The organism is Paraburkholderia sp. BCC1876, from assembly GCF_902833695.1.
In the GTDB taxonomy this organism is placed as follows: domain Bacteria; phylum Pseudomonadota; class Gammaproteobacteria; order Burkholderiales; family Burkholderiaceae; genus Paraburkholderia.
This window is the reverse complement of record NZ_CADFGI010000002.1, coordinates 959,248-984,705: the sequence shown is the minus strand read 5'-3', so window position 1 is coordinate 984,705 and position 25,458 is coordinate 959,248. Positions and strand designations below refer to the sequence as shown.

The 25,458-nt window shown below is 64.5% G+C and carries 22 protein-coding genes and 1 pseudogene; 16 read left to right on the top strand and 7 right to left on the bottom strand.

The features are described 5' to 3' along the window. The first annotated feature begins 223 nt into the window (after positions 1 to 223). The 8 genes from HWY05_RS10820 to HWY05_RS10785 all read left to right on the top strand — a co-directional run bounded on the left by HWY05_RS10820 (position 224) and on the right by HWY05_RS10785 (position 10,513). Positions 224 to 775, top strand: a complete 552-nt coding sequence (locus HWY05_RS10820) for a GNAT family N-acetyltransferase (RefSeq protein WP_176058304.1) — start codon at positions 224 to 226, stop codon at positions 773 to 775. Positions 776 to 1,022: 247 nt separating this feature from the next. Further along, positions 1,023 to 3,398, top strand: coding sequence for a TonB-dependent receptor (locus HWY05_RS10815; protein ID WP_244146572.1), 2,376 nt, complete (start codon positions 1,023 to 1,025; stop codon positions 3,396 to 3,398). A gap of 166 nt (positions 3,399 to 3,564) precedes the next feature. Then, the gene (locus tag HWY05_RS10810) at positions 3,565 to 4,566 is read left to right on the top strand and encodes an LLM class flavin-dependent oxidoreductase (RefSeq protein WP_176058302.1); all 1,002 of its coding nucleotides are present in this window, start codon (positions 3,565 to 3,567) and stop codon (positions 4,564 to 4,566) included. Between the two features lie 43 nt (positions 4,567 to 4,609). Further along, entirely contained in the window at positions 4,610 to 5,932 is a 1,323-nt protein-coding gene (locus HWY05_RS10805; protein ID WP_176058301.1) for an LLM class flavin-dependent oxidoreductase, read from the top strand. A gap of 34 nt (positions 5,933 to 5,966) precedes the next feature. Continuing rightward, a complete protein-coding gene (locus HWY05_RS38615; RefSeq protein ID WP_081935837.1) occupies positions 5,967 to 7,811 on the top strand; it encodes an amino acid ABC transporter permease/ATP-binding protein in 1,845 nt (614 codons plus the stop codon). Between the two features lie 100 nt (positions 7,812 to 7,911). Then, a complete protein-coding gene (locus HWY05_RS10795) occupies positions 7,912 to 8,808 on the top strand; it encodes an ABC transporter substrate-binding protein (RefSeq protein ID WP_051981162.1) in 897 nt (298 codons plus the stop codon). A gap of 91 nt (positions 8,809 to 8,899) precedes the next feature. After that, positions 8,900 to 9,982 carry an LLM class flavin-dependent oxidoreductase gene (locus HWY05_RS10790; protein ID WP_081935841.1) on the top strand — a complete coding sequence of 361 codons (1,083 nt, stop codon included), beginning with the start codon at positions 8,900 to 8,902 and terminating at the stop codon, positions 9,980 to 9,982. A gap of 3 nt (positions 9,983 to 9,985) precedes the next feature. Continuing rightward, positions 9,986 to 10,513 (top strand): GNAT family N-acetyltransferase, encoded by a 528-nt coding sequence (locus tag HWY05_RS10785; RefSeq protein WP_035549843.1) that lies wholly within the window; start codon positions 9,986 to 9,988, stop codon positions 10,511 to 10,513. Positions 10,514 to 10,608: 95 nt separating this feature from the next. On the opposite strand, the gene HWY05_RS10780 is transcribed toward HWY05_RS10785, so the two are convergent. The 4 genes from HWY05_RS10780 to HWY05_RS10765 all read right to left on the bottom strand — a co-directional run bounded on the left by HWY05_RS10780 (position 10,609) and on the right by HWY05_RS10765 (position 14,825). Continuing rightward, entirely contained in the window at positions 10,609 to 11,253 is a 645-nt protein-coding gene (locus HWY05_RS10780; RefSeq protein ID WP_176058300.1) for a thiol:disulfide interchange protein DsbA/DsbL, read from the bottom strand. 75 nt (positions 11,254 to 11,328) lie between these two features. Beyond that, positions 11,329 to 12,636: an MFS transporter gene (locus tag HWY05_RS10775; RefSeq protein WP_035549848.1), complete on the bottom strand. Its 1,308-nt coding sequence runs from the start codon at positions 12,634 to 12,636 to the stop codon at positions 11,329 to 11,331. 114 nt (positions 12,637 to 12,750) lie between these two features. Next, positions 12,751 to 13,785 carry a dihydrodipicolinate synthase family protein gene (locus HWY05_RS10770; RefSeq protein ID WP_176058299.1) on the bottom strand — a complete coding sequence of 345 codons (1,035 nt, stop codon included), beginning with the start codon at positions 13,783 to 13,785 and terminating at the stop codon, positions 12,751 to 12,753. A 128-nt stretch (positions 13,786 to 13,913) separates the two neighbouring features. Beyond that, positions 13,914 to 14,825 (bottom strand): LysR family transcriptional regulator, encoded by a 912-nt coding sequence (locus HWY05_RS10765; RefSeq protein ID WP_176058298.1) that lies wholly within the window; start codon positions 14,823 to 14,825, stop codon positions 13,914 to 13,916. A gap of 127 nt (positions 14,826 to 14,952) precedes the next feature. Here HWY05_RS10765 and HWY05_RS10760 point away from each other — a divergent pair, with 127 nt between their 5' ends. Continuing rightward, entirely contained in the window at positions 14,953 to 16,098 is a 1,146-nt protein-coding gene (locus tag HWY05_RS10760) for a mandelate racemase/muconate lactonizing enzyme family protein (protein ID WP_176058297.1), read from the top strand. Here HWY05_RS10760 and HWY05_RS10755 read toward each other — a convergent pair. Continuing rightward, positions 16,092 to 17,255, bottom strand: coding sequence for an AraC family transcriptional regulator (locus tag HWY05_RS10755; protein ID WP_244146571.1), 1,164 nt, complete (start codon positions 17,253 to 17,255; stop codon positions 16,092 to 16,094). The genes HWY05_RS10760 and HWY05_RS10755 overlap by 7 nt on opposite strands. Before the next feature lie 229 nt (positions 17,256 to 17,484). On the opposite strand from HWY05_RS10755, the pseudogene HWY05_RS10750 reads away from it, so the two are divergent. Continuing rightward, positions 17,485 to 19,139: pseudogene (locus HWY05_RS10750) on the top strand (AMP-binding protein). 18 nt (positions 19,140 to 19,157) lie between these two features. Here the strand turns inward: HWY05_RS10750 and HWY05_RS10745 are convergent. Both HWY05_RS10745 and HWY05_RS10740 read right to left on the bottom strand, forming a co-directional pair. Beyond that, the gene (locus tag HWY05_RS10745; RefSeq protein ID WP_347880804.1) at positions 19,158 to 19,898 is read right to left on the bottom strand and encodes an SDR family oxidoreductase; all 741 of its coding nucleotides are present in this window, start codon (positions 19,896 to 19,898) and stop codon (positions 19,158 to 19,160) included. An 89-nt stretch (positions 19,899 to 19,987) separates the two neighbouring features. Then, entirely contained in the window at positions 19,988 to 20,572 is a 585-nt protein-coding gene (locus tag HWY05_RS10740) for a TetR/AcrR family transcriptional regulator (RefSeq protein ID WP_035549863.1), read from the bottom strand. A gap of 259 nt (positions 20,573 to 20,831) precedes the next feature. Here HWY05_RS10740 and HWY05_RS10735 point away from each other — a divergent pair, with 259 nt between their 5' ends. The 6 genes from HWY05_RS10735 (at position 20,832) to glnQ (ending at position 25,432) form a co-directional block, all read left to right on the top strand. Beyond that, a complete protein-coding gene (locus HWY05_RS10735) occupies positions 20,832 to 21,707 on the top strand; it encodes an AraC family transcriptional regulator (RefSeq protein ID WP_051980499.1) in 876 nt (291 codons plus the stop codon). A gap of 87 nt (positions 21,708 to 21,794) precedes the next feature. Beyond that, positions 21,795 to 22,706: a PhzF family phenazine biosynthesis isomerase gene (locus HWY05_RS10730; RefSeq protein ID WP_176058295.1), complete on the top strand. Its 912-nt coding sequence runs from the start codon at positions 21,795 to 21,797 to the stop codon at positions 22,704 to 22,706. After that, positions 22,703 to 23,164 (top strand): RidA family protein, encoded by a 462-nt coding sequence (locus tag HWY05_RS10725; RefSeq protein WP_176058294.1) that lies wholly within the window; start codon positions 22,703 to 22,705, stop codon positions 23,162 to 23,164. Before HWY05_RS10730 ends, HWY05_RS10725 begins: the two co-directional genes overlap by 4 nt. 137 nt (positions 23,165 to 23,301) lie before the next feature. Then, entirely contained in the window at positions 23,302 to 24,054 is a 753-nt protein-coding gene (locus HWY05_RS10720; protein WP_244146570.1) for a transporter substrate-binding domain-containing protein, read from the top strand. Further along, positions 24,051 to 24,707 (top strand): glutamine ABC transporter permease GlnP, encoded by a 657-nt coding sequence (gene glnP, locus HWY05_RS10715; protein ID WP_176058293.1) that lies wholly within the window; start codon positions 24,051 to 24,053, stop codon positions 24,705 to 24,707. The genes HWY05_RS10720 and glnP overlap by 4 nt, the downstream gene beginning before the upstream one ends. Beyond that, on the top strand, positions 24,704 to 25,432 hold the full coding sequence (gene glnQ, locus HWY05_RS10710) for a glutamine ABC transporter ATP-binding protein GlnQ (protein ID WP_244146569.1): 729 nt from the start codon (positions 24,704 to 24,706) through the stop codon (positions 25,430 to 25,432). Before glnP ends, glnQ begins: the two co-directional genes overlap by 4 nt. Positions 25,433 to 25,458 lie beyond the last annotated feature (26 nt).

Genomic DNA, 25,458 nt, shown 5'->3' with positions numbered 1-25,458 from the left:
TTCTGAATTCCCATCTTTCTCTAATGGCTAAATCGCGCCGCTATAGCGCGAATAACGACGCCAATAAAACTCCATTAATCATGGAATAACCATTCGCTAAATGTTTGGTTCATTCCGCATTGCGGGCCTGTTATCTTGCTTTTAGTTCGACAGCATTCGAAGTCGGACAGGCTCAAGATTCCACGGACAATCGACCGGCGGCAGCGCCATCCCCGCATCCATCATGACCTACGAGATTATCGATACCACACCGCTCGATTCCATCGCTCAACCGCTATTGGCCGCGTTGGAGATCGAATACACGACGCGTTATCGCGAGTTCCGCAAAGATAGCGCCGCGTCGGTGACCGAAGAGATGTTGCGTTATCCGGCCGAACTGTTCGCGCCGCCGGAGGGCGCCTTTATCGTGATCCAGCGCGACGGGCGGACGGTCGGCGGCGGTGCGTTCAAGCGCTACGACACGGACACGGCGGAACTCAAGCGGATCTGGACCCACGAGAGCGAGCGTCGCCAGGGACTCGCTCGCCGCGTCGTGGAGGAACTCGAAAAGCGCGCGTTACGCCAGGGCTATCGCCGCGTTTACCTGACCACGGGTTTCAGGCAGCCGGAAGCGGCTGGGCTCTATGCGAGCACGGGCTACGAAGCGCTGTTCGATCGCTCGATCGCGCCGGAGATTCATTTCCGGCTGCCGTTCGGCAAGGACTTGCTGGCGCCGGGCCGCCTCGAATCGCTCAGCGATCTGCGCCGCGCCGAGCCGCTCGGTCAACGGTCGTAGCGCGAGACTCCCGGCTTGCCCAAGAGCTGGAAACGGCAGTTGGAACACTAGCTGGACCGTGAGGGCAGCGATCGCTGCCTGGCGGGAATTCGCTTTCCATCGTTTTCATCACCACGTTACTGCCTTGCGCACGGCTGCGATCAGCCGGTGTGCCGGCGCCCTTCGTCCATACAAAACGGAACAGTCGATGCGCGGGACAAACAGCAAGCATCGGGCGACTCAGCCCGTCATGGAGGTTCGCAGGACCATGCTGTCGATGGCCGTGCTGGCGGTCGCCTGCAACGGCACGGCATGGGCGCAGGGTGCGCCTGCGTCGGGCGCCGTGGCCAACAGCGTCAACACCGTGCAGCAGGACACGGTCGTCGTCACCGGCACGCGCACCGATACCAAAGCGAGCCAAAGCCTGACACCGGTCGACGTGATCAGCGGCGCGCAATTGCGCTCCACCGGTCAGAGCAATCTGCGCGATGCGCTGGTCCAGTTGTCGCCGTCGATCTCGCGCGAAACCTACGCAGGCGACGCCGCGTTGCTCACCGACGCGCTGACGCTGCACGGCTTGAGCCCCGACCACGTGCTCGTGCTGGTGAACGGCAAGCGCCGCCACACCACGGCGAATATCGCGCTCGACGGCGGCCTGAACCAGGGCTCGACCGGTGTCGATATCGACATGATTCCGGTCGGGCTGATCGATCACATCGAAGTGCTGCGCGACGGCGCGGCGGCGCAATACGGCTCGGACGCGATCGCGGGCGTCATCAACGTCATCCTGAAGCGGAGTTCGCACGGCGGCGAGTTGCAGACCACCAACGGCCAGACCTACGCGGGCGACGGCTTCAAAAACGGCGAAACGGCCACCATTGGCCTGAATCTCGGCGGTAACGGCTTTCTGGATCTGAGCGCGGACTACAACCGTCAGAACCACACGGTACGCACCGGCCCCGACGACTATTTCGGCTCGTTCAAGCCGGGGCACGGCTACTACAACCCGATTGAAGGCGACCCGGCCAGCACGCGCGAAGCGGTCGGCTACAACGCCGGCTACTACGTCGGCGACGACGTCGAGTTGTACGGCTTCGGCACCTACGCGCACCGCAATGCGCAGGCGTATCAGAACTACCGTCCGCCTGGCGTGCTGCCGCAAATCTACCCGAACGGTTTCGTGCCGACCGAGACGGTCAACGAAAACGACTTCTCGGCGACTACGGGCATCAAAGGTCAGGACCTTTTCGGCTGGTCGTGGGATCTGAGTTCGACCTACGGCGGCGATCATGACGTTATCGGCATGACGAACTCGGCGAACACGGGGCTGTTCGCAAGCCAGGGCTATACGCCGACCAGTTTCCATCTGGCGACGGTCAGCAACACGCAGTTGACCAACAACCTCGATTTCTCGCGCGCGTTCCAACTGCCGGTGCTGCCGGCGCCGGTGACCGTGTCGTGGGGCGTCGAGCAGCGCCGCGAGACCTATACGGTGGGGGCGGGCGATCCCGCTTCGTATCTGGACGGCGGCTCGCAGGCGTTGCCGGGTCTCGCGCCCGTCAGCGCGAGCGACAACTCGCGCAACGTGGTCGCCACGTATATCGATCTGTCCACACATCTCACGCCGAAATGGACCGTCGATCTGGCCGGACGCTTCGAGCATTACAGCGACGTGGGCAACACGACCAACGGCAAGTTCTCGACGCGCTACGACTTCACGCCGGCATTCGCCGTGCGCGGCAGCGTCAGCACGGGTTTTCGCGCGCCGTCGCTGGCCGAGGAGTACTACAGCAACATCAACGAATCGCCGGCCTCGGTCGAGGGGCTGCTGGCGGCCAACTCGGGCGCGGCCCGACTGATCGGCGCCGCGCCGCTGAAGTCGGAGAAGTCGACCAACTACAACCTCGGCTTCGTGCTGACGCCGGTCAAGGGCCTGCACCTGGCGCTCGACGCGTACCAGATCGATATCCGCAACCGTATCGTCGAAGGCGGCACCGCGTCGGGCGCGGCCGCGATCGCCGCGATGCAGGCCGCGGGGTTGTCGGTGCCGAGTTCAATTCCGGCCTCGGCGGTGTCGGCGAGTTACTTCACCAACGGCGCGAACACCCGCACGCGCGGGCTCGATCTGACCGGCACCTATCACACGGGTTTCGGCGCGTTCGGGCAGGTGGACTGGGACCTCGGCGTGAACATCAACACGACGTCGGTCACGCATATCGCAACCGGTGCGAATGGCGGGCCCGAACTCAACGCGCAGCAGATCGCGTGGCTGAGCACGTCGACGCCGAAGAACAAGATCATCGTCGGCGGTACGTGGCATCTCGACAAGTGGGGCGTCAGCCTGCACGAGACCCGTTTCGGCTCGACGTCGAGCGAGGAAACCTACATTGTCGGGCCGAATGCATTTTCGACAACGCAGTTCCTTCACTTCGAGAATGCGGCGCGCTATATCACCGACGTCGAAGTCCGCTACGACGTGACGAAGAAATTCCAGATCGCGGTGGGCGCGAACAATCTGTTCGATGTGTATCCGACCAGGCTGCCTTACGTCGCGCAACTCGAAGGCGCGCAATACGATTCGTTCGCGTCGACGACCGGCGTGAACGGCGGCTTCTATTACGCGCGCGCCCGCTACCTGTTCTGACGATTTGCTGATATGCAAAGCAAAATTTGCTCGAACGGAATCGGGCGCGGATGACCATAATGGATCAACGGTTTCGTTCGCCGCGTTCGGCTCGTTCGGCGCTTCGTTTGGCTTATTCCCCACAACTTATCCCCATGTACCTGGCGGTACACCAGGAGGGCTCACTGTGTCCTATTCACTTTCTATTCTCGACAAGAGTCCCATCGCCGACGGTAAAACGGCCCACGACGCGCTGCGTTTCACGGTGCGTCTCGCGCAGCGCGCGGAGGCGTTGGGCTACAAGCGTTACTGGATCGCCGAGCATCACGGCGCGCCTGGTCTCGCGAGTTCCGCGCCGGAAATCGTCGTCTCGCATCTGCTCGCGCATACATCGCGCATTCGCGTCGGCTCGGGCGGCGTGATGCTTCAGCATTACAGCCCGTTCAAGGTGGCCGAATCGTTTCGCGTACTCGCTGCGCTGGCGCCGGGGCGTGTCGATCTCGGCGTCGGCAAGGCGCCGGGCGGACTGCCGCTGACCACGCGCGCGCTGCAATGGTTTCACGACAAGGCGAAGAAGCCTGACTTCGCGCATCAGCTCGCCGAACTCGACGCGTTCCTGAAGTGGGGCGTGGCAGAAGATCATCCGCTGGCCGGCGCGGTGGCGCTGCCCACGCCGCCTGAGCCGCCGCAGCGCGTGTTGCTGGGCGGCAGTCCCGAGAGCGCGGCGCTCGCCGCGCAGCACGACTGGCAGTACTGCTACGCCGGCCATTTCAATGGCGACGAGGCCAACATCGAGCGTTCGTTCGACGCGTATCGCAGCGCGACGGGCCGCACGCCGCTGCTCGCGGTGTATGCGTTCGCAGCGGAGTCGAAGGCCGAGGCACAGCGTCAGGTCGGCGCGCTGCGAGTGTTCAAGGTGCGGCTCGCCGGCGGCCAGACCGTGAACCTGCCGAGCCCGGAAGCGGCGGCGGAATTCGCGCGGCAGACCGGCGTGACCGACTTCCGGCTCGACGAACTGCGGCCGCATGTGATCACCGGCACGCCGGATGAAGTCCGCGGCGAACTCGACGCGCTGCACGAACGCTTCGGGATCGAGGAATTCGTGATCGACACCCCGGTGACGGATTACGCGTTGCGGCTCGCATCGGTTGAAGCACTCGCCGCAACGCGGCAACCCGCCAGCGTTTAATCGCATCCCGCTTCTCCCCATTCCCCCTTTGACGGACCCGACCATGACTCAGCGAAACCTCACTTTCGGCATCATGCTGCACGGCGCAGGCGGCCACATGAATTCGTGGAAACATCCCGCCGGTCCCGCGGACGCCAGCGTCAACCTCGACTTCATCACCGGTATCGCGCAGAAGGCCGAAGCCAACGGCGTGGCGTTCGCGTTCGTAGCCGACGGCCTGTATATCAACGAGAAGTCGATCCCGCATTTCCTGAACCGCTTCGAGCCGATCTCGGTCCTGTCGGCGCTCGCGACCGCGACCTCGAAGATCGGGCTGGCCGGCACGCTGTCGACGTCGTACAGCCATCCGTTTACGGTGGCGCGGCAATTCGCGTCGCTCGATCTGATCAGCGGCGGGCGGGCCGGATGGAATGTCGTGACGTCGCCGCTCGAAGGGTCGGCGAAGAACTACGGCGGCGAGCATCCCGATCACGAACTGCGCTACGAGATCGCCGACGAATATCTCGACGTCGTGCAGGGCCTGTGGGACAGCTGGGACGACGACGCGTTCGTGCGCGAGCGCGACAGCGGCCATTTCTTCGAGCGCGACAAGCTGCATACGCTCGATCACAAAGGGCGCTTTTTCCAGGTCGCCGGGCCGCTGAATATTCAGCGCTCGCCGCAAGGTCAGCCGGTGATTTTCCAGGCGGGCTCGTCGGACTCGGGCATCGCGCTGGCCGGTAAATACGCGGACGCGGTGTTTACGCATTCACCGTCGCTGGAGGAAACCAAGGCCTTCGCGCAACAGGTACGGCAAAGCGCGGTCCTGCACGGGCGCACGGCGGACGATGTGAAGATCTTCCCGGGCATCGGCCCGATCGTCGGCGCGACGGTGGAGGAAGCCGAGGCGAAGTATCGCGTGATCCGCGACCTGCTGACCGTGGACGATGCGCTCGCCTATCTGGGCCGCTTCTTCGAACACCACGACTTCACGCGATACGAGCTCGACGCGCCGTTCCCCGAACTGGGCGAACTCGGCACGAACAGTTTCCGTTCGACGACCGACCGCATCAAGGCCGAAGCGAAGCGCAAAGGCTCGACGCTGCGCGAGGTCGCGCTCGAAGTCGCGACGCCGAAGTCGCAATTCATCGGCACGGGCGAGCAGATCGCCGACGAACTGATCCGCTGGTTCGACGCCGGCGCGGCCGACGGTTTCATTCTCGGCTTTCCGGTGCAGGCCGAAGGGCTCGACGATTTCGTGCGCTACGTGATTCCGGCACTGGAGGCACGCGGCCGCTATAGCCGCACCTTGGCCGGCACGACGCTGCGCGATCACCTGGGTCTGCCGCGCCGCGAAAGCCGCTACGCGGCCGCGGAAACGGCATGAACCACGACGGTTTGCAACGCAGGAGGGCAACATCATGAGCGACACCACCACGCCGTTTGCCGGGTCCGTCCACTCGGGCCAGCTACCGGACACCACCGAGCGGCACGAGTACGCGCACTACCGGATCGTGCCCACGCGGCATCACGCGCGCACCGCCGGCACGGTGCTGGCCATCGTGCTGATCGGGCTCGTCCTGAACTCGGTGCTGGGCAATCCGCGCTGGGGCTGGGGCGTGTTCTCGGCGTGGTTTTTCGCGGAACCGGTGCTCTCGGGCCTTGGACGCACGCTGGTGCTGACGGCGCTCGGTGCGCTGTTCGGCTTCGCACTGGCGACGCCGCTCGCGCTTGCGCGTGTGTCCGGTTCGCCGTTGCTCGCCAGTTGCGCGTGGGCGTTCATCTGGCTGTTCCGCTCGATTCCGCTGATCGTGCTGCTGCTACTGCTGAACAACCTGGGTTATCTGTACGAGACCATCTGGATCGGCGTGCCGTTCACGCATATCGCGCTGCTGAATGAGTCGACCACCGATCTGATCAGCCCGTTCTTCGCGGCCGTGCTCGGGCTCACGCTGAATCACGCGGCGTTCGCGGCCGAAGCGATTCGCGGCGGGCTGCTGTCGGTCGATCACGGGCAGCGTGAAGCGGCCGCCGCGCTTGGCTTGCCGGGTGGACGGCAGGTGCGGCGCATCGTGCTGCCGCAGGCCATGCGCGCGATCCTGCCGACCGCGTTCAACGATGTGATTGGTCTCGCGAAAGGCACGTCGGTCGTGTATATCCTCGCGATGCCGGATCTGTTCTACACGGTGCAGATCGTCTATCACCGCAACCTGGAAGTCATTCCGCTGCTGATGGTCGCCACCGTCTGGTATCTGATCATTCTGACCGTGCTGTCGGCGATTCAGGTGCATATCGAGCGGTATTTCGCGCGTGGCGCGACACGCGACCAGGTGGCGGTGTCGCCGTTGAGCGCGCTGTTTGGGCGCTGGCTCGGTGCGCGCGGCAGCGCGCGGGCGGAACGCCTGGCGCAACGGGATGCGCAACCGCGTGCGGTGAACACGGCGAGTACGGCATGCCCATCTGACACGGCGGCAGTGGAAGCGGCGGGCTGGGCGCAGCGGCGAATCGGCGGCCGGGTCGGCATTCACAACCTGTCGAAGAGCTTCGGCGCGCTGAAGGTGCTCGATGACATCTCGCTGTCGTTCGCGTCGGGAAGCGTCACGGTGATCCTCGGACAGTCGGGCTCGGGCAAATCGACGCTGCTGCGCACGATCAACCATCTCGAACGCGTCGACGATGGGTTTATCGATATCGACGGTGAACTGGTCGGGTATCGGCGCGATGGCCGCACGCTCTACGAACTCAAGGAAAAAGATATCTTGCGACGACGGCGCGCTGACGTCGGCATGGTGTTTCAGAGCTTCAATCTGTTCCCGCATCTGAACGTGCTCGGCAACGTGATCGAAGCGCCGCTCGCGGCGGGCGTGCCGCGTGCGCAAGCCGAGGCGGAAGCGCGCGCATTGCTCGCGCGCGTGGGACTCGCCGACAAGGCCGACGCGTGGCCGCGCCAGTTGTCCGGCGGTCAGCAGCAACGCGTGGCGATTGCCCGCGCGCTGGCGCTGAAGCCGAAAGTACTGCTGTTCGACGAGCCGACTTCCGCGCTCGATCCCGAACTCGTCAACGAGGTGCTCGACGTGATCCGCCAGCTCGCGCGCTCCGGCACCACACTAATCATCGTCACGCACGAAATCGGCTTTGCGCGCGAGGTGGCCGACACGATCGTGTTCATGGACGGTGGACGTATCGTCGAATCCGGTCCGCCGTCGAACGTGCTGGGCGACCCGGCTCATCCGCGCACGCGCGAGTTTTTATCGAAGGTACTCTGACCGTATGCGACGACGACAACGACAACTCGACACGCAGAATCCGAATCCATCGCTCAAGCTACGCCGTACGTTCCTGCTTGAGCTAACCGCGCTGGCCGCAATGCCGCTCGCGTGGCATGCCGGTATCGCGCAGGCCGCCGCGCAGTCTTTCGACTTCAGCGCGGAGCAGAAAGGCCGCGTGCGCGCACCGAAAGACGCCGAAGCGCTAAAGGCCGCCGCAAGCTACCGCTTCGTCACGCCCGGCGTGTTCACCGTGGCGGTCGCGCCGGCCGCGCCGCCTATCGCCACTTATGCGACCGATGCGCACAGCGTGGTGGGCGCCGATCCCGACTACGCTCAACTGCTGGCCGACGCGCTCGGCCTGCGGCTTCAACTGGTGCCGGTCGCGTGGGCCGACTGGCCGCTCGGTCTGACGTCGGGCCGCTACGACGCGGTGATTTCGAACGTCGGCGTGACCGAGGGGCGCAAGAAGAAGTTCGACTTCACCACCTACCGGCTCGGTCTGCACGGCTTCTATGTGCGCAACGACAGCCCGATCAAAGCGATCCGCGAGCCGCGCGATATCGCGGGTTTGCGGATCGTCACCGGCTCCGGGACGATTCAGGAGCACATCCTCCTCGAATGGAGCCGGCGCAACGTCGCGCAAGGCCTGAAGGCGGCCACGCTGCAGTACTACGACGACGACCCCGCGTCGGGACGGCTCGCGCTGCTGTCGCGACGCGTGGACGCGATCTTCAATCCGGATGCGCAACTGGCCTACGAGGCCGCGACGCAAGGGCAGACCCGGCGCGTCGGCACGGTCAACGCGGGCTGGCCGCTCAAGGCCGACGTCGCGATCGCGACGCGCAAAGATAGCGGGCTTGCGTCGGCGCTGACGGCGGCGACCAATCAGTTGATCCACGGCGGGCAGTATCGCGCGGCGTTGACGCGTTGGGGTGTGCAGGCGCAAGCCATCGAGCATTCGGAAACCAATCCGCCGGGGTATCCGGATGCGTGAACCGGGGGGGCGTTGTCCGATATCGGTTTGTCGGCACCGGGCGTTTCAAGCGCGGCATCGACGCAGTTTCAGAACAATAACGAGGTCCACTATGTGCGCGGTTCGCATCGATCATCTCGCTTTCCTGACGCCGGGTAATTATCCCGACGATGCGCCGCTCGCCGGTTTCGAGCGCACGCTCGACCTGTTTCGCGCCGGCGAGTCGCTCGGCTACGACAGCGCGTGGGTACGTCAGCGACATCTGGAGCGCGCGGTGTCGTCCGCCGCGACGTTTCTGGCGGCGGCGAGCCAGCGCACCACGCGTATCGGACTCGGCGCGGCGGTGATCCAGATGGGTTACGAGAATCCGTTCCGGCTGGCCGAAGATCTGGCCACCGTCGACGTGCTGTCGCACGGCCGCCTGAATATCGGCCTGAGCGCGGGCGCGCCGGCGCACGGCATTCTGCTCGGCGAGCGGCTGTTCGATGCCAATCCCGAGTTGATCGATTTTTCGCACGCGCGTGTCGAGCGCTTGCGGCGCAATCTGGCGGGCGAATGGCTCGGCGAGGAAGACAGTTTTGTCGAATCGGCGGCGGGTCGCGTGCGGCCGCGCGTGAGTCCGTATGCACCGGGGCTGACGGATCGGCTCTGGTACGGCGGCGGCTCGCAGCGCTCGATCGAATGGGCCGGCCGCAACGGCTTCAATCTGCTGATCGGCAACATCACGACCGGCGAGGGCACCGACAACTATCGCGACGCGCAGGTGAGCCAGCTCGAAATCTTTCGTTCGCACTGGCGCGAGACGCGCGCGCCGCGCATTGCGCTGGGTCGCGTGATCGTGCCGACGGATGGCGCCGATGCTCGCACCCGGCAGCGCTATCGCGAGTTCGCCGAACCGCGCCACGCGCGCACGCTGGCGCCGCAGGGCGAACGGCGCACGCTGTTCGTGCCCGATCTGGTGGGATCGGCCGATGAAATCGTCGGCCGTTTGCTCGATGACCCGGTGCTCAACCAGGTGAGCGAACTGCGGCTCGAGTTGCCGTATGATTTGCCGTTCGAGAACTATCAGCAGATCCTCGAAGACGTCGTCACGCGAGTCGCCCCCGAACTGGGCTGGCGGCCGGCCGACGCGCCGGGACCGCAACTCACCACACCCGCGGAACTGCCGGTTCGTTACGCGCAGGCAAGGAGATAGGGTATGTCAGCGGTGCTTCCCTCCGTCGCAACAGACGATCAACTCGTCTACGTTTCGGTTCTCGATCCGTTGGCACGTCCGCTGTTCGACGAACTGGCTCAGGAATATGGCAGCCGTTACGCCGGCCTGATCGACGAGCAGGAGATCGCGCAGGAAATGCAGCGCTATCCGGTCGAGGCGTTCGCCGCGCCGGAGGGGGCGTTCGTGCTGGTATTGCGCAATGGCGAAGCGATTGCGGGCGGTGCGTTCATGCGCCATACCGATCCCGGCACCGTCGAATTCAAACGCATCTGGGCGAGCAGCCGGCATCGCCGTCAGGGGCTCGCGCGGCGTGTGCTGACCGAACTGGAAGCGCAGGCCGTGCGGCTGGGCTATACGCGCGTGTTTCTTGGCACGGGGCCGCGTCAGCCTGAAGCGATCGCGCTTTATCGAACCAACGGCTATACGCTGCTGTCGGCGCATGACTTCGGTGAGGATGAGCCGCCGGGGTATCTGTTCGAGAAGGCTTTGCCCGCGTTGCAGGGCGGATAGCGCAAGCGGCCGGGGAATCTAGCCGCGGCCTCAGGTTGAACGCGGCGCGCCTCGTGGGTTAGAAGGCGGTCGCCGCTGTTACAGCACGTGTGTCTTTACATCTTTTTCGCCCGCACCGACGCCACCAGGTAATCCAGCACCTGAATCGTGCCCGGCAAACTTTCCGTGCTGGCGGGACCGGTTAAATACTTGCCCTGTACGGCTAACGTAGGCGTCGCATTGACCTGATAGTCCTTGATCAACCGGGTGTCGCGCTGCAACGCGCTTTGCGTCGAGAACGAGTTATACGCCTGCAGGTATTTGGTTTTATCCACGCCCTGGGTGGCGAGGAAGGCCGCTTGCGAATCCGGCGTCAGCAAATAGTCTTTCTTCACGTAGATTTCGTTGAAGACCACGGGCGTCAGGCGCGATGCCAGGCCGAGCGCGTCGAGTGCATGAAACATCCGGGAATGCGGCACGAAATCGTCGCGGAAGGCAACCGGGACTCGCTGAAACACCACGTCCGGACCCTGCTTTTTAACCCATGCCTCCAGATACGGATCGAACTCCGCGCAGTGCGGGCAGCCGTACCACATGAACTCCGTGACGACGATTTTGCCGGGCGCATCCACCGGTTGCGGCGTGGAGAGAACGGTGTATTCCTTGCCGGCCACCGGTGCCGACGTCGATGCATGGGCAGTGGAAAGCGCGGTGGCAAACAGCGTAACGGCGACGATCGAGGCGCGGAAGAGGGTTTTCATGATCGCAAAAGGGAGGGAACGGGCCCCGAGCAAAACATAAAAAAATTAAACGATGCTTAAGGATTTGGGCCGGCCTCAGCGATTCACCAGCCGTGCCGGAATAAACACCAGAATCAGCACCGCCGAGAGCGTCAGCGTACACGCCGTCAGCACCAGCCCGGACGCCAGCGTATGCGTATACCCCTTGAGCCAGCCGATCACGGTCGGACTGATAAAGCCCGCCAGATTGCCGGTGCAATTGATCAACGCAATGCCGGCCGCCGCGCCGCTGCCGCCGAGAAACGCGGTGGGCAGCGCCCAGAACATCGGCAGCGCGGTGACCACGCCGGAGACGGCCAGCGTGAGGCCGAGCATCGACAGCACGGAGCTGTGGCCGTTGGCCGCGCACAGGCTGAAACCGGCCGCGGCCACCAGCGCGGGCACGACGATATGCCAGCGGCGTTCGCGCGTGCGGTCGGCATGGCGGCCTACCGTGAGCATCGAAACCAGCGCGACCGAATACGGAATCATGGTCAGCAAGCCGATCATCAGCGGATCGTCGATGCCCGTGCCGCGAATAATGGTCGGCTGCCAGAAGCCGATCGCATACGAGCCCATCACGATGCCGAACAGCACGAGGCACAGCAGCCAGACCCGCGCCGACCCGAACACCGCGCGCACCGAACCGTGTGTGCGGACCACGCCATCGGCATCGATTTCGCCTTGAATCAGGCGCTTTTCCGCGTCGGTGAGCCAGCTGGCGTCGGCTACGCGATCGTCGAGACAGCAGTAGATCACCACGCCCAGCACGATGGACGGCAACGCCTCGACGATGAACAGCCACTGCCATCCTTCGAGTCCCCATGCGCCGTTGAACGCATGCATCAGATAGCCGGACAGTGGACCACCGAGCAAACCGGAGACGGGAATGCCGGCCATCAGCAGCGCGGTCATCTTGCCGCGCCGATGTGACGGAAACCAGTACGTGAGGTACAGGATCATGCCCGGGAAAAACCCGGCTTCGGCCACACCGAGCAGAAAGCGCACGATGTAAAACATCAGCGGCGTGCTGACCCACGCGGTGACCATGGAAAGCAGCGCCCACGTCACCATGATGCGGGCGATCCAGCGTCGCGCGCCGAAGCGGTGCAGCAGCAGATTGCTCGGCACCTCGAACAGGAAATAGCCGATAAAGAAGCAACCGGCGCCGAGACCATACGCCGCTTCGCTGAAATGCAGGCTGCTGAGCATCTGCAGCTTCGCGAAGCCGACATTGACGCGGTCCAGATAAGCGACCACGTAGCCGACGAACAGCAGCGGCATGAAGCGCCACGCGACGCGGCGGAACAATGAGTCGGCGGACGTCGCGTCGAGCGCGACGGGGTAGGACGTGTGACTGAGCAAGGCTTGTCTCCTGGCCCGCCGTACTGGTTATTTTGAGTGCGGTGGCGGGCGAACGATGTAAGAGTGTACGGGCCCGTGAGCCGTGCTTCCAGGGGCGGGGCTCACGGGTCAGGGTCAGGCGGTGCTGCTCTCCTGACGACGCGGCTTGTGGTTTGCAAAGCCGTTCTGCGGCTGAAAACCCGCCGCAAGCCTCACCTCGCCTTCCATTTCGAAACCGTCGCGCGAGAGCGCCTGTTGCAATTCGCGTTGCTGTGCGTCGTCGAGTTCGACCAGCGGCGCCCGCATCGCGGTCCATTGCGCGTCGCCCGATTGCCAGGCGATCGCGGCCTTCATCGCGGCGATGATCGGGTAGCGCTGGAATATCGTGCGCGTGTCGTTCAGGCGCTGCTGCCGGTCCGCGGCGTCGGCGTCGCGCCAATTCCGCGCGAGACGCACGATCGCCGCCGCGTTGACGTTGCCGGTCGCCGTGATGCAGCCGGCGCCGCCGTGTTGCAGCGTGGGCAGCAGGGTCGTTTCGGTGCCGGCGAACACGTCGAAGTGTTCGCTCTGGAATGTCTCGATCAACGCGGCGGTGTGTTGCCAGTCGCCGCCGCTGTCCTTGATGCCCGCGACGACGCCCGGATAGCGCTTGAGCAATCGCTCGATCAACCCAAAGCTGAGACCGACCTGCGAAACCGGTGGGATGTGATACAGGTAAAGACGCAGGCGGCTGTCGGCGACCGCGTCGATCACTTCGGCAAAGCCGCGAAACAGGCCTTCGTCGCTCACGCCTTTGTAGAAGAACGGCGGCAGCATCAGCACACCGGCGCAACCGCTGGCCACCGCATGACGGGTCATGTCGATCGCGTCGGGCAGCGCGCAGGCACCCGTGCCCGGCATCATCCGCTCGGGCGGGAGGCCGGCTTCCAGCAACGCGTCAAGCAGCGCGCGCTTTTCGTCGACGGTGAGCGAGTTCGCTTCCGAGTTGGTGCCGAACACGGCGAGCCCGACGTCCTGGTCCAGCAGCCAGCGGCAGTGATTGACGAAGCGGACCGGCGAGGGCGTGCCGTCCGCATTGAACGGCGTGAGGACCGGCGACAGGACGCCGCCTAAGCCACGGACGCCACGTAAGCCACGTGTGCCGGGTAAGCAGGACGAGGGCGTGCTCATGTTTTTGTCTCCTTCGGTGTTCAGAGTGGCCGCGTCCTTGAATGCCTTTTGACGGCATTCAGGCGCCGAAGCAGTATTGCGTGACCATGAACGGCGAAGAAGCGTGAGCCGCTTGCTTCAAACGTTAATTATTTTTGTGTCCCGGGCCGAAGCGGTTTCGTCGCGGGCATCGCGTCGAGCTCCTGCGCGGTCTTCAGAAACGCCTGCACCAGCCGCATACGCGCCGACGAACGCCCCCACAGCAGGCCCACCACGCGCTTCGGGAACGCATGCGGCAGCGGCCATCGGGCGAGCGCGAGTCCGGAGAAACGCGTCATCAGCCAGTCCGGCACCAGCGACACGCCCAGCCCCCGGTCCACCATCACCGCGATCGCATCGAGCCCGTCGAGTTCGCAGCGCTGATGCGGCTGGATGCCGTGCTGACGCAAGTAGCCATCCGCAAGCTGACCGCCGACGACATTGCGGTCGTAACGCACGAACGGTTCGCGCCGCAGCACCTCGTGCGGATCGCCGACCTGCATCGACGCGGGTGTCAGCAGCACCAGCGGTTCTTCGCGGAAGGTGTGCCAGTCGCAGCTTTTCGGCAGCTCGAACAGCGGCTGCACCAGCATGGCCGCGTCCAGGTCGCCGCTCACCACCTTGCGGTACAGATCGACTGAATTGCCGGGCTCCAGATAGATATCGATCTGCGGATGCCGCGCGAGCAAAGCGGCCAGTACGTCCGGAATCACGCTCGTCATCATGGTCGGCGTGCCGCCCAGCCGCAGTTGACCCGCCAGCACGGACGCGTCGTTCAGATCGGCGGAGAGGTCGCGAATGTCGTGCAGCACCGCACGGGCGCGCGCCAGAATGCGCTCGCCGGCCTCGGTCGTGCCGACCGTGCGGCCGGACCGGCGCACCAGCTTCGCGCCGAGTTCCTGTTCCAGCATCTTCACGCGCTGCGCCACCGCAGCCGGCGTCAGATCGAGACGCCGCGCGGCTTCGGCGATCGAACCGAGTTCGACCACATAGACAAAGCTCTGCAGATAGCGCGAGTCCATCGAATAGAATTTTTATCTTTTGAAGAAGCCAAAGGATACTGTTTTTGATGCCACGCGGCTATCACACTTCGATCTCACCGAACGCGCATCAGACGCGAACGGTCCGCCAACATGGAGGAGTGTGGAAATGCCAAAGATTGAATCGGTATCGGTTTGCGCGGCGGGTGTGCCGCTCGATCGTGTGACTTCGTTTGCTACCCGCACGGTGACGACACGTCACTACGGCCTGGTCAAAGTGCGTTCGACCGATGGCGTCGAAGGAATCGGTTTCTGTTATGTGGGCAGCGCGGGCGGTGAGCTGCTGCGCGTGGCCGTCGAGCAGTTGCTCGCGCCGGTGCTGATCGGCAAGGACTCGTACGCGGTGGAGGGCCTGTGGCAGGCGATGTACCAGGAAGCCCTGCTGCACGGCCGCGCCGGCACGGTAATGCGCGCGCTCAGTATTCTCGACACGGCGCTGTGGGACCTGAACGCGCGCAGTCACAACGTGCCGCTGCACAAGTATCTCGGCGCGGTGGAACTCGAAACGGTGCCGGCGTATGCGAGCGGCGGCTATTACCTCGACGGCAAATCGGCGGGCATGCTCGGCGAGGAAATGGCGAGCTATGTCGAGATGGGTTTCAAGGCGGTGAAGATGAAGGGCGGCCGTCTTTCGCCGCGCGACGAAGAAGCGCGCGTGCGCGCCGCGCGCGAAGCGATCGGTCCCGACGTCGAACTGATGATCGACATCAACAACGGCTGGACCGACACGACCCAGGCGTTGCAGCATTTGCGGCGTATCGAGCAATACGATCCGTACTTCGTCGAAGAGCCGTTCTCGCCGGACGATATCGACAATCACGCGCGACTCGCTAAGCTCACGCGCGTGCCGGTCGCCACCGGCGAGATCGGCTATGGCCGTTGGTATCACAAGGAACTGCTCGACAAGGGCGGCGCGGCGATCCTGCAAACGGACGCGGTGGTGTGCGGCGGCATCAGCGAATGGCGACGAATCGCGGCAACCGCCGCGAGCTACGGCGTGGTGATGTGCCCGCACTGGTTTCACGACGTGCACGCGCCGTTGGTTGCGGCCACACCGAATGCGCGCTATGTCGAGTACTTCTGGGACGATCAGGTGTTGAACTTCCGGCGGTTGATCGACCGGCAACTTGGCCACAAGAATGGCCGCATCGTGCTGCATCAAACGCCCGGACTCGGCTTCAATTTCGACGAGCGGGAAGTCGCGAAAGTGGGGAAGTGGACGGTGATCGACGCTGCCGGCGCCGGCAATCACTGATCGCCGGTCGAACCGCTAATCACCGTCGTGCGGTTTTGCCGGACCTCATGGGGTGTTTTGCCGGTCCACCGTTTGAACGCATGCCGAAAACCCACGGCATCGCTAAAGCCCAGCGTCAGGGCAATGTCTTCGGTGCCGAGCGTGGTGGTCGTCAGATAGTCGATGGCGAGCGCTTTGCGCACGCTGGTCAGCAACTCGCTATAAGACGTGCCCTCGGCGTCCAGTTTGCGACGAAGCGTGCGTGAGGTCATGCACAGGTTCCCGGCGATCTGCTCGATCACCGGGAACTGGCCGGGCGTGCGAATCAGCTCCTGATACACGCGCCGGCTGAGGCCCGCCTGCCAGCGGAATGTTTCGAGCAGACGGGCGCACTCCGTCGACACCTGCGCGGCCGTGATCGGGTTGGCGAGTTGCGGCGCGCGCGACAACCACGCCGCCGGATAGCTGAGCGTGTTGCGCGGCTGGCCGAAGGCAAGCGGACATTCCAGCGCCTCGGCCAACGCGGCGGCATGCGGCGGCTCCGCTTGCGTGAAGGACGCATGCGCGGGCACACACCAGGTGCCCATCACATCTCTGGTGACGGTTGCGTGCACGGTGATTTGCAGGTCGATCAGGAAGCGGTAGAGCTGATCGTCCACCTCGGGCAGCAGGACTTCTTCGCGCTGCGGAAAGAGCCATGACGCCACACCTTCGTGCTCGACCCAGCACAGATCGAGCACGCCATTGACCAGTTCGAAGTATTTGACCGCCGTGTCGAACATGCCGGCCATGGTGCCGGCACAGAGCAGCGCGTAGCCGTACATGCCGTAACTCGACGCATGCATCTGACGCCCAACCCGAACCCCCAGGTCCGACTCGCCGTACTGGCTGACCGCATTGCGCGCGGCGGTGAGAAACTGCAGCGGCGACGTCAGCGTGAACGGGTCGGCGATGGCCTCGACGTCGAGACCGGTGCCGGCCAGCACCGCGCTCGCGTCCAGACCGGCTTGCGAGGCGACCCCAATCAGCACCGCGAGCTTGGACGGCGAGAAGCGTTTTTCCCGCAGGACGATGGCCGACGACGCGTGTTTCCATCGATTGCTTTGACGTCGCGTTGCCGGCGCCGGAGTCGCCGTGCTGTGCTGCATGTGAGGCCTTGTGTCCGAATCGATATCCATGGTGGGTGCCAGATTTTGCGCTCGTCCGTGCTTCGATGCCATAGGGTTCACCCTGATCGCCGGCGCGGGGGCTGGCTTTTGTGGTCCGGCTGGCACGTTGCCCATGGCGCGCAAGCGTTGCGTTTGTCCATTTCAATCACGGTTTTGGCCGCGTAGAGCATTTGCAAGTTGCGGCGTCGCGCGCCATAGTCGCAGCATCCGATCCTCTGCCGTTGCGCGAAAAACCGACATGAACAAGAGACACTGGCTCCAGTCGTATGGCTCGATTCCCGCCGAGATCGACGCCGACCGTTATCCATCCGTGAATGCGTTGCTGGACAGCGCGATGCGCGAGTTTGCCGGGAAGCCCGCCTTCCACGCGTTGGGCCAGACACTGACTTTCGCCGATGTCGACCGTGCCTCGCACGCGTTTGCCACGTATCTTCAGCAAGTAGCGGGCATCAGGAAGGGGGACCGGGTGGCCGTGATGCTGCCCAATCTGCTGGCGTTTCCGATTGCCTTCATTGCGATCGCCAAGATCGGTGGGGTCCAGGTCAACGTCAATCCGCTCTATACCGCGCGCGAACTCGAGCATCAACTCAACGACGCCGGCGCCGAAGTCGTCGTGGTGTACAACGGCTCGACACCCACGCTAGCCCAGGCGATCGGCAAGACGCGCATCAGGACGGTTATCACGGTCAGTCCCGGCGACTGGGGTAACAACGATCGCAACAGCGGCGGCGCTGCGATTCCAGGACCCCCGTCGATGCGTCGTTGAGCGATGCCATCACGTTCTCCGCCGCCATCGCTCAGGGTGAGAGGTTGCAACTGGAACCGGTGGAGGTGGGCGGCCACGACCTGCTGTTCCTGCAATACACGGGCGGCACGACCGGTCCGTCAAAGGGCGCCGCGTTGTCGCACCGCAATCTGGTCGCCAACATCGAGCAGTTCAAGGCCTTCATGCCCGATGTGCAGCGCCCCGGCGAAGAGGTGGTCGTCACCGCGATTCCGCTGTATCACATCTTTGCGCTGATGGTGAATTTCCTCACCTTCTTCTCGGTCGGCGCGGCGAACTGGCTGGTGGCCAATCCACGCGATGGCGATGCGTTCATCGACGTGCTGAAGGCGGCGCGGCCGACCGTCTTCGCCGGCGTCAACACGCTCTACGCGAGCCTCGTGGCCCACCCGCGACTGACGGAGGTGGACTGGTCGCGTCTGAGGCTCGGCGCGGGCGGCGGCACCGCGGTGATCGACGTCGTTTCGGCGCGCTGGGAAAGCCTCACCGGCAGCTTTATTCGCGAGGGCTATGGCTTGTCGGAGACGTCGCCCATTCTGACGTTCAATCCGCAGGCCATTGCCGCGTTCACGGGCACCGTCGGGTTCCCCGTGCCGTCCACGGATGTGATGCTGCTGGACGAGCAGGACAGGGCGGTCGGCGTGGGGGAGGCCGGCGAGATCTGCGTCAAGGGGCCGCAAGTCATGCTCGGCTACTGGAATCAGCCGGAGGCGAATGCGAAGGCGTTTACCGACGAGGGTTATTTTCGCACCGGCGACATCGGTGTCTTCGACGCAGAGGGCTTCCTCAGGATTGTCGACCGCAAGAAGGACATGGTCATCGTGTCGGGCTTCAATGTGTATCCGAACGAAGTGGAAGCGGTCGCGACCGCGTTCCCCGGCATCGCCGAATGTGCCTGCGTCGGCGTGCCGGACGAACGGACCGGCGAGGCGCTCAAGCTCTTCGTGGTGATGGCGCCGGATGCTGATGTCACGGAACAGGCGCTAATCGCCCACTGCCGCGCCAGCATGGCCGCTTATAAAGTGCCGAAGATCGTCCGCTTTGTCGACGCGCTGCCGAAGTCGCCGGTGGGCAAGATTCTGCGGCGGGCGCTTCGTCAGGTGGAATGAGCTGCTCGCGAGAGACGGTCACAACGCCATGCCGCCGTCAATCGTGATGCTGGAGCCCGTCATATAGCCTGACTCCTTGCTGGCGAGGTAGGCCACCAGGCCGCCAATCTCGTCCGGATCTGCCGCGCGCTTGAGCGGAATGAGCGGCGTGATCCGCTCGATATGTTCGACCGTCATGTCCGTGACGGTCGGCCCCGGCTGAATGTTGTTGACGGTGATACCGCGGTCGGCGAGGTCGACCGCGATACCTTTCACCATGACCGCGACGGCGGCCTTGGTCATCGAATAAACGCTCGAACCCGGGTGTCCGCTGCGCACCGCCGTGTTGCTGCCGATCGTGATGATGCGGCCACCTTCAGTGAGACGCGCGGCCGCCGCCTGAATCGCAAGAAAGACACCTCGCACGTTGACGTTCAACATCCGGTCGAGATCTTCCACGCTGACCGTCGCCACATCGCCACGCAACAGAATGCCCGCGTTGACCACCGCGATATCCAGTCGCCCAAAGCGCTTCACCGTCTGCGCGACCGCCGCTGCGATCGCTGCCGGGTCAGCGCTGTCGGCCTCGATGGCGAGGCCGGCCCGTCCGGTGGACTCGATCGCCGCGACCGTCTCGGCTGCCCGTTCCGGCGCCGATACATAGGTCACCGCGACATCGGCGCCCTCGTTGGCCAGCCGTCTCGCGGCCGCCGCGCCAATGCCTCGCGAACCGCCGAAGACAAGGGCAACCTTTCCTGTGAGCTGGCGAATTTCATTCATTTGCATCTCCGTTTTTGACAGATCAGTCCATAATGGGGCGCACGCAAACCACGTCGGGCGCTTCTTGCCTGACGTGGCGCTAACGCGGCTTAACGTGCTCTAAAGCGATTGATGGCGAACCTGGCGAGTACGCGCAGACTTTTCGCGTCGCTACCCGCACGCGCGCCGAGTTGAATGCCTTGCATCGTCATCTGCAAAAAGGCGGCGGCTTCGCGGGCGTCGAGGCTCGGGTCGATTTCTCCGCCGGCCTGTCCCTCACGAATGCGCTCCACCAGGCGTCGCGACAGCTTCGGCCCGGCTTTGCTCCGTAGCATCAGCAGCTCCGGGTCCGCGGCGCCAAATTCACCCACCGCCCCGACGCCCATGCACCCGAGTGCGCGCTCGCTCTCGTCTTCGGCAATCAGACCGAGCAGAAGCGCCTCCAATCCTCCCAGCGGTGACGTCGCGCTGTTCAGCCGCTCCAGATGGCCCGCCGTGCTTTCCCGTTGATATCGCTCCAGCGCTTCAAGGTAGAGTTTCCGCTTGTCGCCGAACGCGTTGTAGAGACTCTGCCGCCCGATATTCATCGCAGCGAGCAGGTCTTCCGTTGAAGTCGAGGCAAAGCCTTTCTCCCAGAACACGCGCGTCGCGCGCTCCAGCGCCTCTTCCCGATCGAACTCTCTAGGTCTCACCATGAACGGAGATTATTTGTTATGGACTGATCTGTCAATAACAAATGTGCGGCCGACTCCGACACGAAAGAAGCAACAGCGGCGCTACCTGTCGGGATGTAAGACAGGGCGAAGCCCGATACCCGCCGCTATTTTGAGTTGCTATCCTGCGTCGGAACCCGTTCATCCCCGGCCGACGCCTTGTCCAGCGCCTTGCGAATCAAACGTCGTCGCGGCCGGCGAACGGTGTGACACCGATTTCGTATCGCCCAGGAGTACCGCCATGCTGCGTTCGTTCGATCAACTCTGTCAGCCGGTCAACAAGGACCTGCTGGTCGCTGCCGACGACGGCCACGCAACACTCACCGGCGGCGGCACCTACGCGATGCCTTGGCACTGGCACGACTGCCTGATGTTCATTCTGCCGAGCCATGGCGCGGTTGAGCTGCGGCATGAAGACCGTCGCGCGGGCACCTGGCTGTCGCAGGACCGCTTCGCGGTGGTGCCGCCCGGCCGTGCCCATCAAACCCGCGCGGGCTGCGGCACGCACACGCACGTCGCCGTCTACGTGACCGGCGACGCGCTGCACAAACTCGACGTCGGAGTCGGCTCGCTGGGCGAATTCCGCCGCCGTACGCGCAACCCGATTCTCGTGCGCCGGACCGCCGCCATCCGCACCTTGCAGGAACTCTCGTTGCGCAACGACCGCGACGCCTATGGCAGCGCGGCGACCCGCCAGGCGCTGTCGTCGGCGCTATTAATGCAGTGCATCGGCGAGGTGATCGCGGGTAAAACGGAACCCGGAACCTCGCCGCGCGAGCACGGCATGGCGCTCGTGGCCGACCTCGAAGCCTTCCTGACCCGTCATGCCGATCAGGACATTCCGCTCGACACGCTGGAAGAGCGTTTCGGCATCTCGCGTCGCCACATGACGCGCCTGTTCCGCGAAAACACCGGACGCTCGATCGGCGAATTCCAGCAACAGGTGCGTTACGAGAACGCCCGCCGTTTGCTCGCCGACACGGACCTGCCGGTCGGCGAGGTGGCGTTCCGCGTCGGTTTCGAAAGCGGCGCGGCGCTCTCGCGCGCGATGCGCCGTATCGGCGGCCAGTCGCCCTCCGAGTTGCGCGCCGGCGTGGCCCGTTCGGTCAAATCTTAGGGCCCGCTCGACCGCGCGGCGCGGCGCCGATCCCCGTAATCTGGCCGGATGGAAACACATCCCCCGGTCAGCGGGGCGCACGCCGCCATGTCTTTACGTCATACCGTCGAACTCGTCAGCGTGTTCGCCGCCGGTCCCGGCGGCGGCAACCCGGCACCTATCGTGGTCGACGCCGCCGGCATGTCCGACAGCGACATGCAGCAGGTCGCGCGGCATTACGGCCACGAAAGCGGCTTCGTGCTGCCGGCGCCACCTGATTCCGATTGCGATTACGAGTTTCGCTTCTGGGTCCCGAACCACGAAATGCCGATGTGCGGCCACGCCACGGTTGGCGCGGTCTGGCTGCTGCATCGAAATGGGCACCTGCAGCGCGACCGGCTGACCGTCCAGACCCGCAGCGGTCGGGTCGGCGTACGCATCACCGGCGCCACACCGGAAGGCGCCGCGGTCGAAATTTCCCAACCCGTGGGCCGGATCGAAGCCTTGCCGCAAGCGCAACTCAGCCGCGACGAGATCCTCGACGCGCTCGGCATCAGCGCCGCACAACTGGCGCCGCTGCCGATACAGAACGCCTGCACCAGCCGGGTCAAGACGCTGATTCCATTGGCCAGTCCCGCCTGTCTCGATGCGCTCGCTCCGCGCTTCGAGAAAATCGAGGCCCTGTGCGAGCGCATCGGCTCCACCGGCCTCTATCCCTACGCGACCTTCGACGCCGCCCGGCAAATCTTCGACGCCCGGCAGTTTCCGCGCGCCTCCGGTTATCCGGAAGACGCGGCCACGGGTATCGCGGCGTCCGCGCTGTCGTTCGGTTTGCTCGCCAACGGCATGGTGGACGCGTCCACGCGAACCATCACGATCCGTCAGGGACGCGCGATGCAACGGCCGTCGCAGATCTCGGTGCGCTTCAGCTTCGACGCCGAAGCCGGCGCCGGCCGCCCCGACGGCTGCTGGCTCGGCGGTCCGGTTCGCCTCGAAGCACACAGCGGAGCGCCGTCATGACGATCGACATTCCAGCCCGGCTCGCGCAACTGGGCATGACGCTGCCGCCCGCGCCGACGCCGCGCGGCGCCTATCAGGGCGTCGTGATTCACAACGGTATCGCCTACGTCAGCGGTCAGGTGAGCCGTACCGCCGACGGGATCATCGCCGGGCCGGTGGATCGCGACACGCCGTCCAGCGTCGTCCAGTACGCGGCACAAACCTGCGTGCTGCGCGCGTTGAGCGCGCTCGTGGCCGCGCTGCCGGCGTCGGGCGCGGTCGAACGCATCCTGTTCCTGCGCGGCTTCATCAATGCCGTGCCCGGTTTCGTGAATCACAGCACGGTGCTGGATGAAGCCTCGGCCGTGCTGCACGACGTGTTCGGCGATCACGGCCGGCACGCGAGATCGGCACTCGGCGTCTCCAGTCTGCCGGGCAGCGGCCTGCTCGAAATCGAACTCACCGTGGCGCTGATGTAAGAGGTAATAGCGCACGAGCGGCATCCGCCTCCCGCTGAAACGCGGCGGCAGCCGTAGCGACACCGACGCATGACACACCATCCGGCCGCGCTGAAAACGACGTGCCGGGCACGATCACCTACCGTGGAGTAACAACCATGAATCGCCGTCAACTGCTGCAACTCGGCCTGGCTGCCGGGCCCGCCATTCTGCTGTCCCGCTCAGTGCTGGCCGCCGATGCCGAACTGGTGGTCGGTTCCAACGTGGGCGCGCCGCCGTTCGCGTTCAAGCAGGGCGACACCTATTCCGGCTTCGACGTCGAAGTCTGGGGCGAGGTCGCCAAAGGCCTGAATCGCACATGGCGCTTGCAACCGATGGAGTTCGGCGCGCTGATCCCGGCGCTGCAGACGCACAACCTCGACGTGATCGTCTCGCAGCTCTTTATCAAGCCGGAGCGCCAGCAGGTGATCGACTTCTCGACGCCGTACTACAAGAGCGGCCTGATCGCGCTGACCCGCATCGACAACACCAGCATCCACACGCCCGCCGATCTGGCCGGCAAACACATCGGCACCGAAACGGGCACGGTTGCGGTTGCCTACATCAAGGATCACGTCAGGGACGCCACGCTCGAACAACTGCCCAGCATCAACAATGCGCTGCTCGCGCTGGAAGCGGGTCGCACCGACGCGGTCGTCTACGACAAGCCGCAACTGCTGTACTACGCCAACACCGCCGGCAAGGGCAAGGTCCGCGTGGTGCAACCGCCGCTCGAAGGGCTCGATGTCGGCATGGGCTTCCAGAAAGGCAGCCCGCTGGTCGCCGCGGCCAACCTTCAGCTCGCCGCCATGCGGGCCGACGGGCGGCTACAGGCGCTCAACCGCAAATGGTTCGGCGAGGCGGCGTCATGAGTTTCGACTGGGCAGCAGTGTTTGCCGCGCTGCCGGACCTGCTGCAGGGTCTGCGGCTCACGCTCCTGATCGCACTCGCCGGGCTCGGCGGCGGCATCGTGCTCGGGGTCCTCGCGGGCGTGGCGCTGACCTACGGCGGCCGGCTCGCCGTCATCCCGGCGCAGATCTACGTGGCCTTGATTCGCGGTACGCCGATCGTGGTGCAGGTGATGTTCGTCTACTTCGCGCTGCCGATCATGATGGATATCCGCATCAGCGCGACCAGCGCCGCGATCATCACGCTGATCGTCAACTCGGGCGCGTATAACGCGGAAATCATCCGCGGCGCGCTGGATGGCGTGCCGCTCGGACTGCGCGAGGCCGGACTCGCGATGGGCCTGCCGTTTCACAAGGTGCTGGCTCACGTCATCAGCCCGATCGCGTTTCGACGCGCGCTGCCGGCAATGGGCAACCAGTTCGTCAATCTGGTCAAGGACACCTCGATCTTTCTCGTGATCGGCGTGGGTGAGTTGACCCGGCGCGGCCAGGAGATCATGGCCGAGAACTTTCGGGCGGTAGAAATCTGGACCGCCGTCGCGATCATTTATCTGCTCGTGATCAGCCTGCTCGCGCTGAGTCTGCGAGTGCTCGAACGGAGAGTGCGTTTGCCATGAGCATGATCGAATTCAAGCAAGTCTCGAAGCGCTTCGGTCACAACGTCGTGCTGCATCCGCTCGATCTCGCTATCGAACGCGGCGAGGTCGCCGTGATCGTCGGCCCGTCCGGCTCGGGCAAGTCGACGCTACTACGCTGCATCAACGGACTCGAAACCATCAGCGCGGGCGATCTGCGCGTGGACGACATCAGCGTGCTGGGCTCCGCGCGCGACATCAGACGCATCCGGCTCGAAGCCGGCATGGTGTTCCAGCAGTTCAACCTGTTTCCGAACCTGACGGCGCTGCAGAACGTCATGTTCGGACCGATTCGCGCACGTGGCCAGACCAAGGCGGAAGCGCGCGAGATCGCCGGGGCGCTGTTGCACAAGGTCGGCCTGGCCGAGCGGATGCAGCACTACCCGTCGCAGCTTTCCGGCGGTCAGCAGCAACGCGTCGCGATCGCGCGAGCGCTGGCGGTCCAGCCGAAGCTGATGTTGTTCGACGAACCGACCTCGGCACTAGATCCCGAATTGCGCCAGGAAGTTCTCAAGGTCATGCAGACGCTCGCCGGCGAGGGCATGACGATGGTTGTCGTCACCCACGAAATGGGCTTCGCACAGCGCGTGGGTTCGCGTCTGCTGTTCATGGAAGCGGGCCGCGTGGCGCACGACGGCAAGCCCGCCGAAATGCTGTCTGCGCCGCCCGGGGATCGCTTTCGCGAGTTCCTGCAGCACGTTCATTGATGCATTTGCGTTTTCACGATCGACCG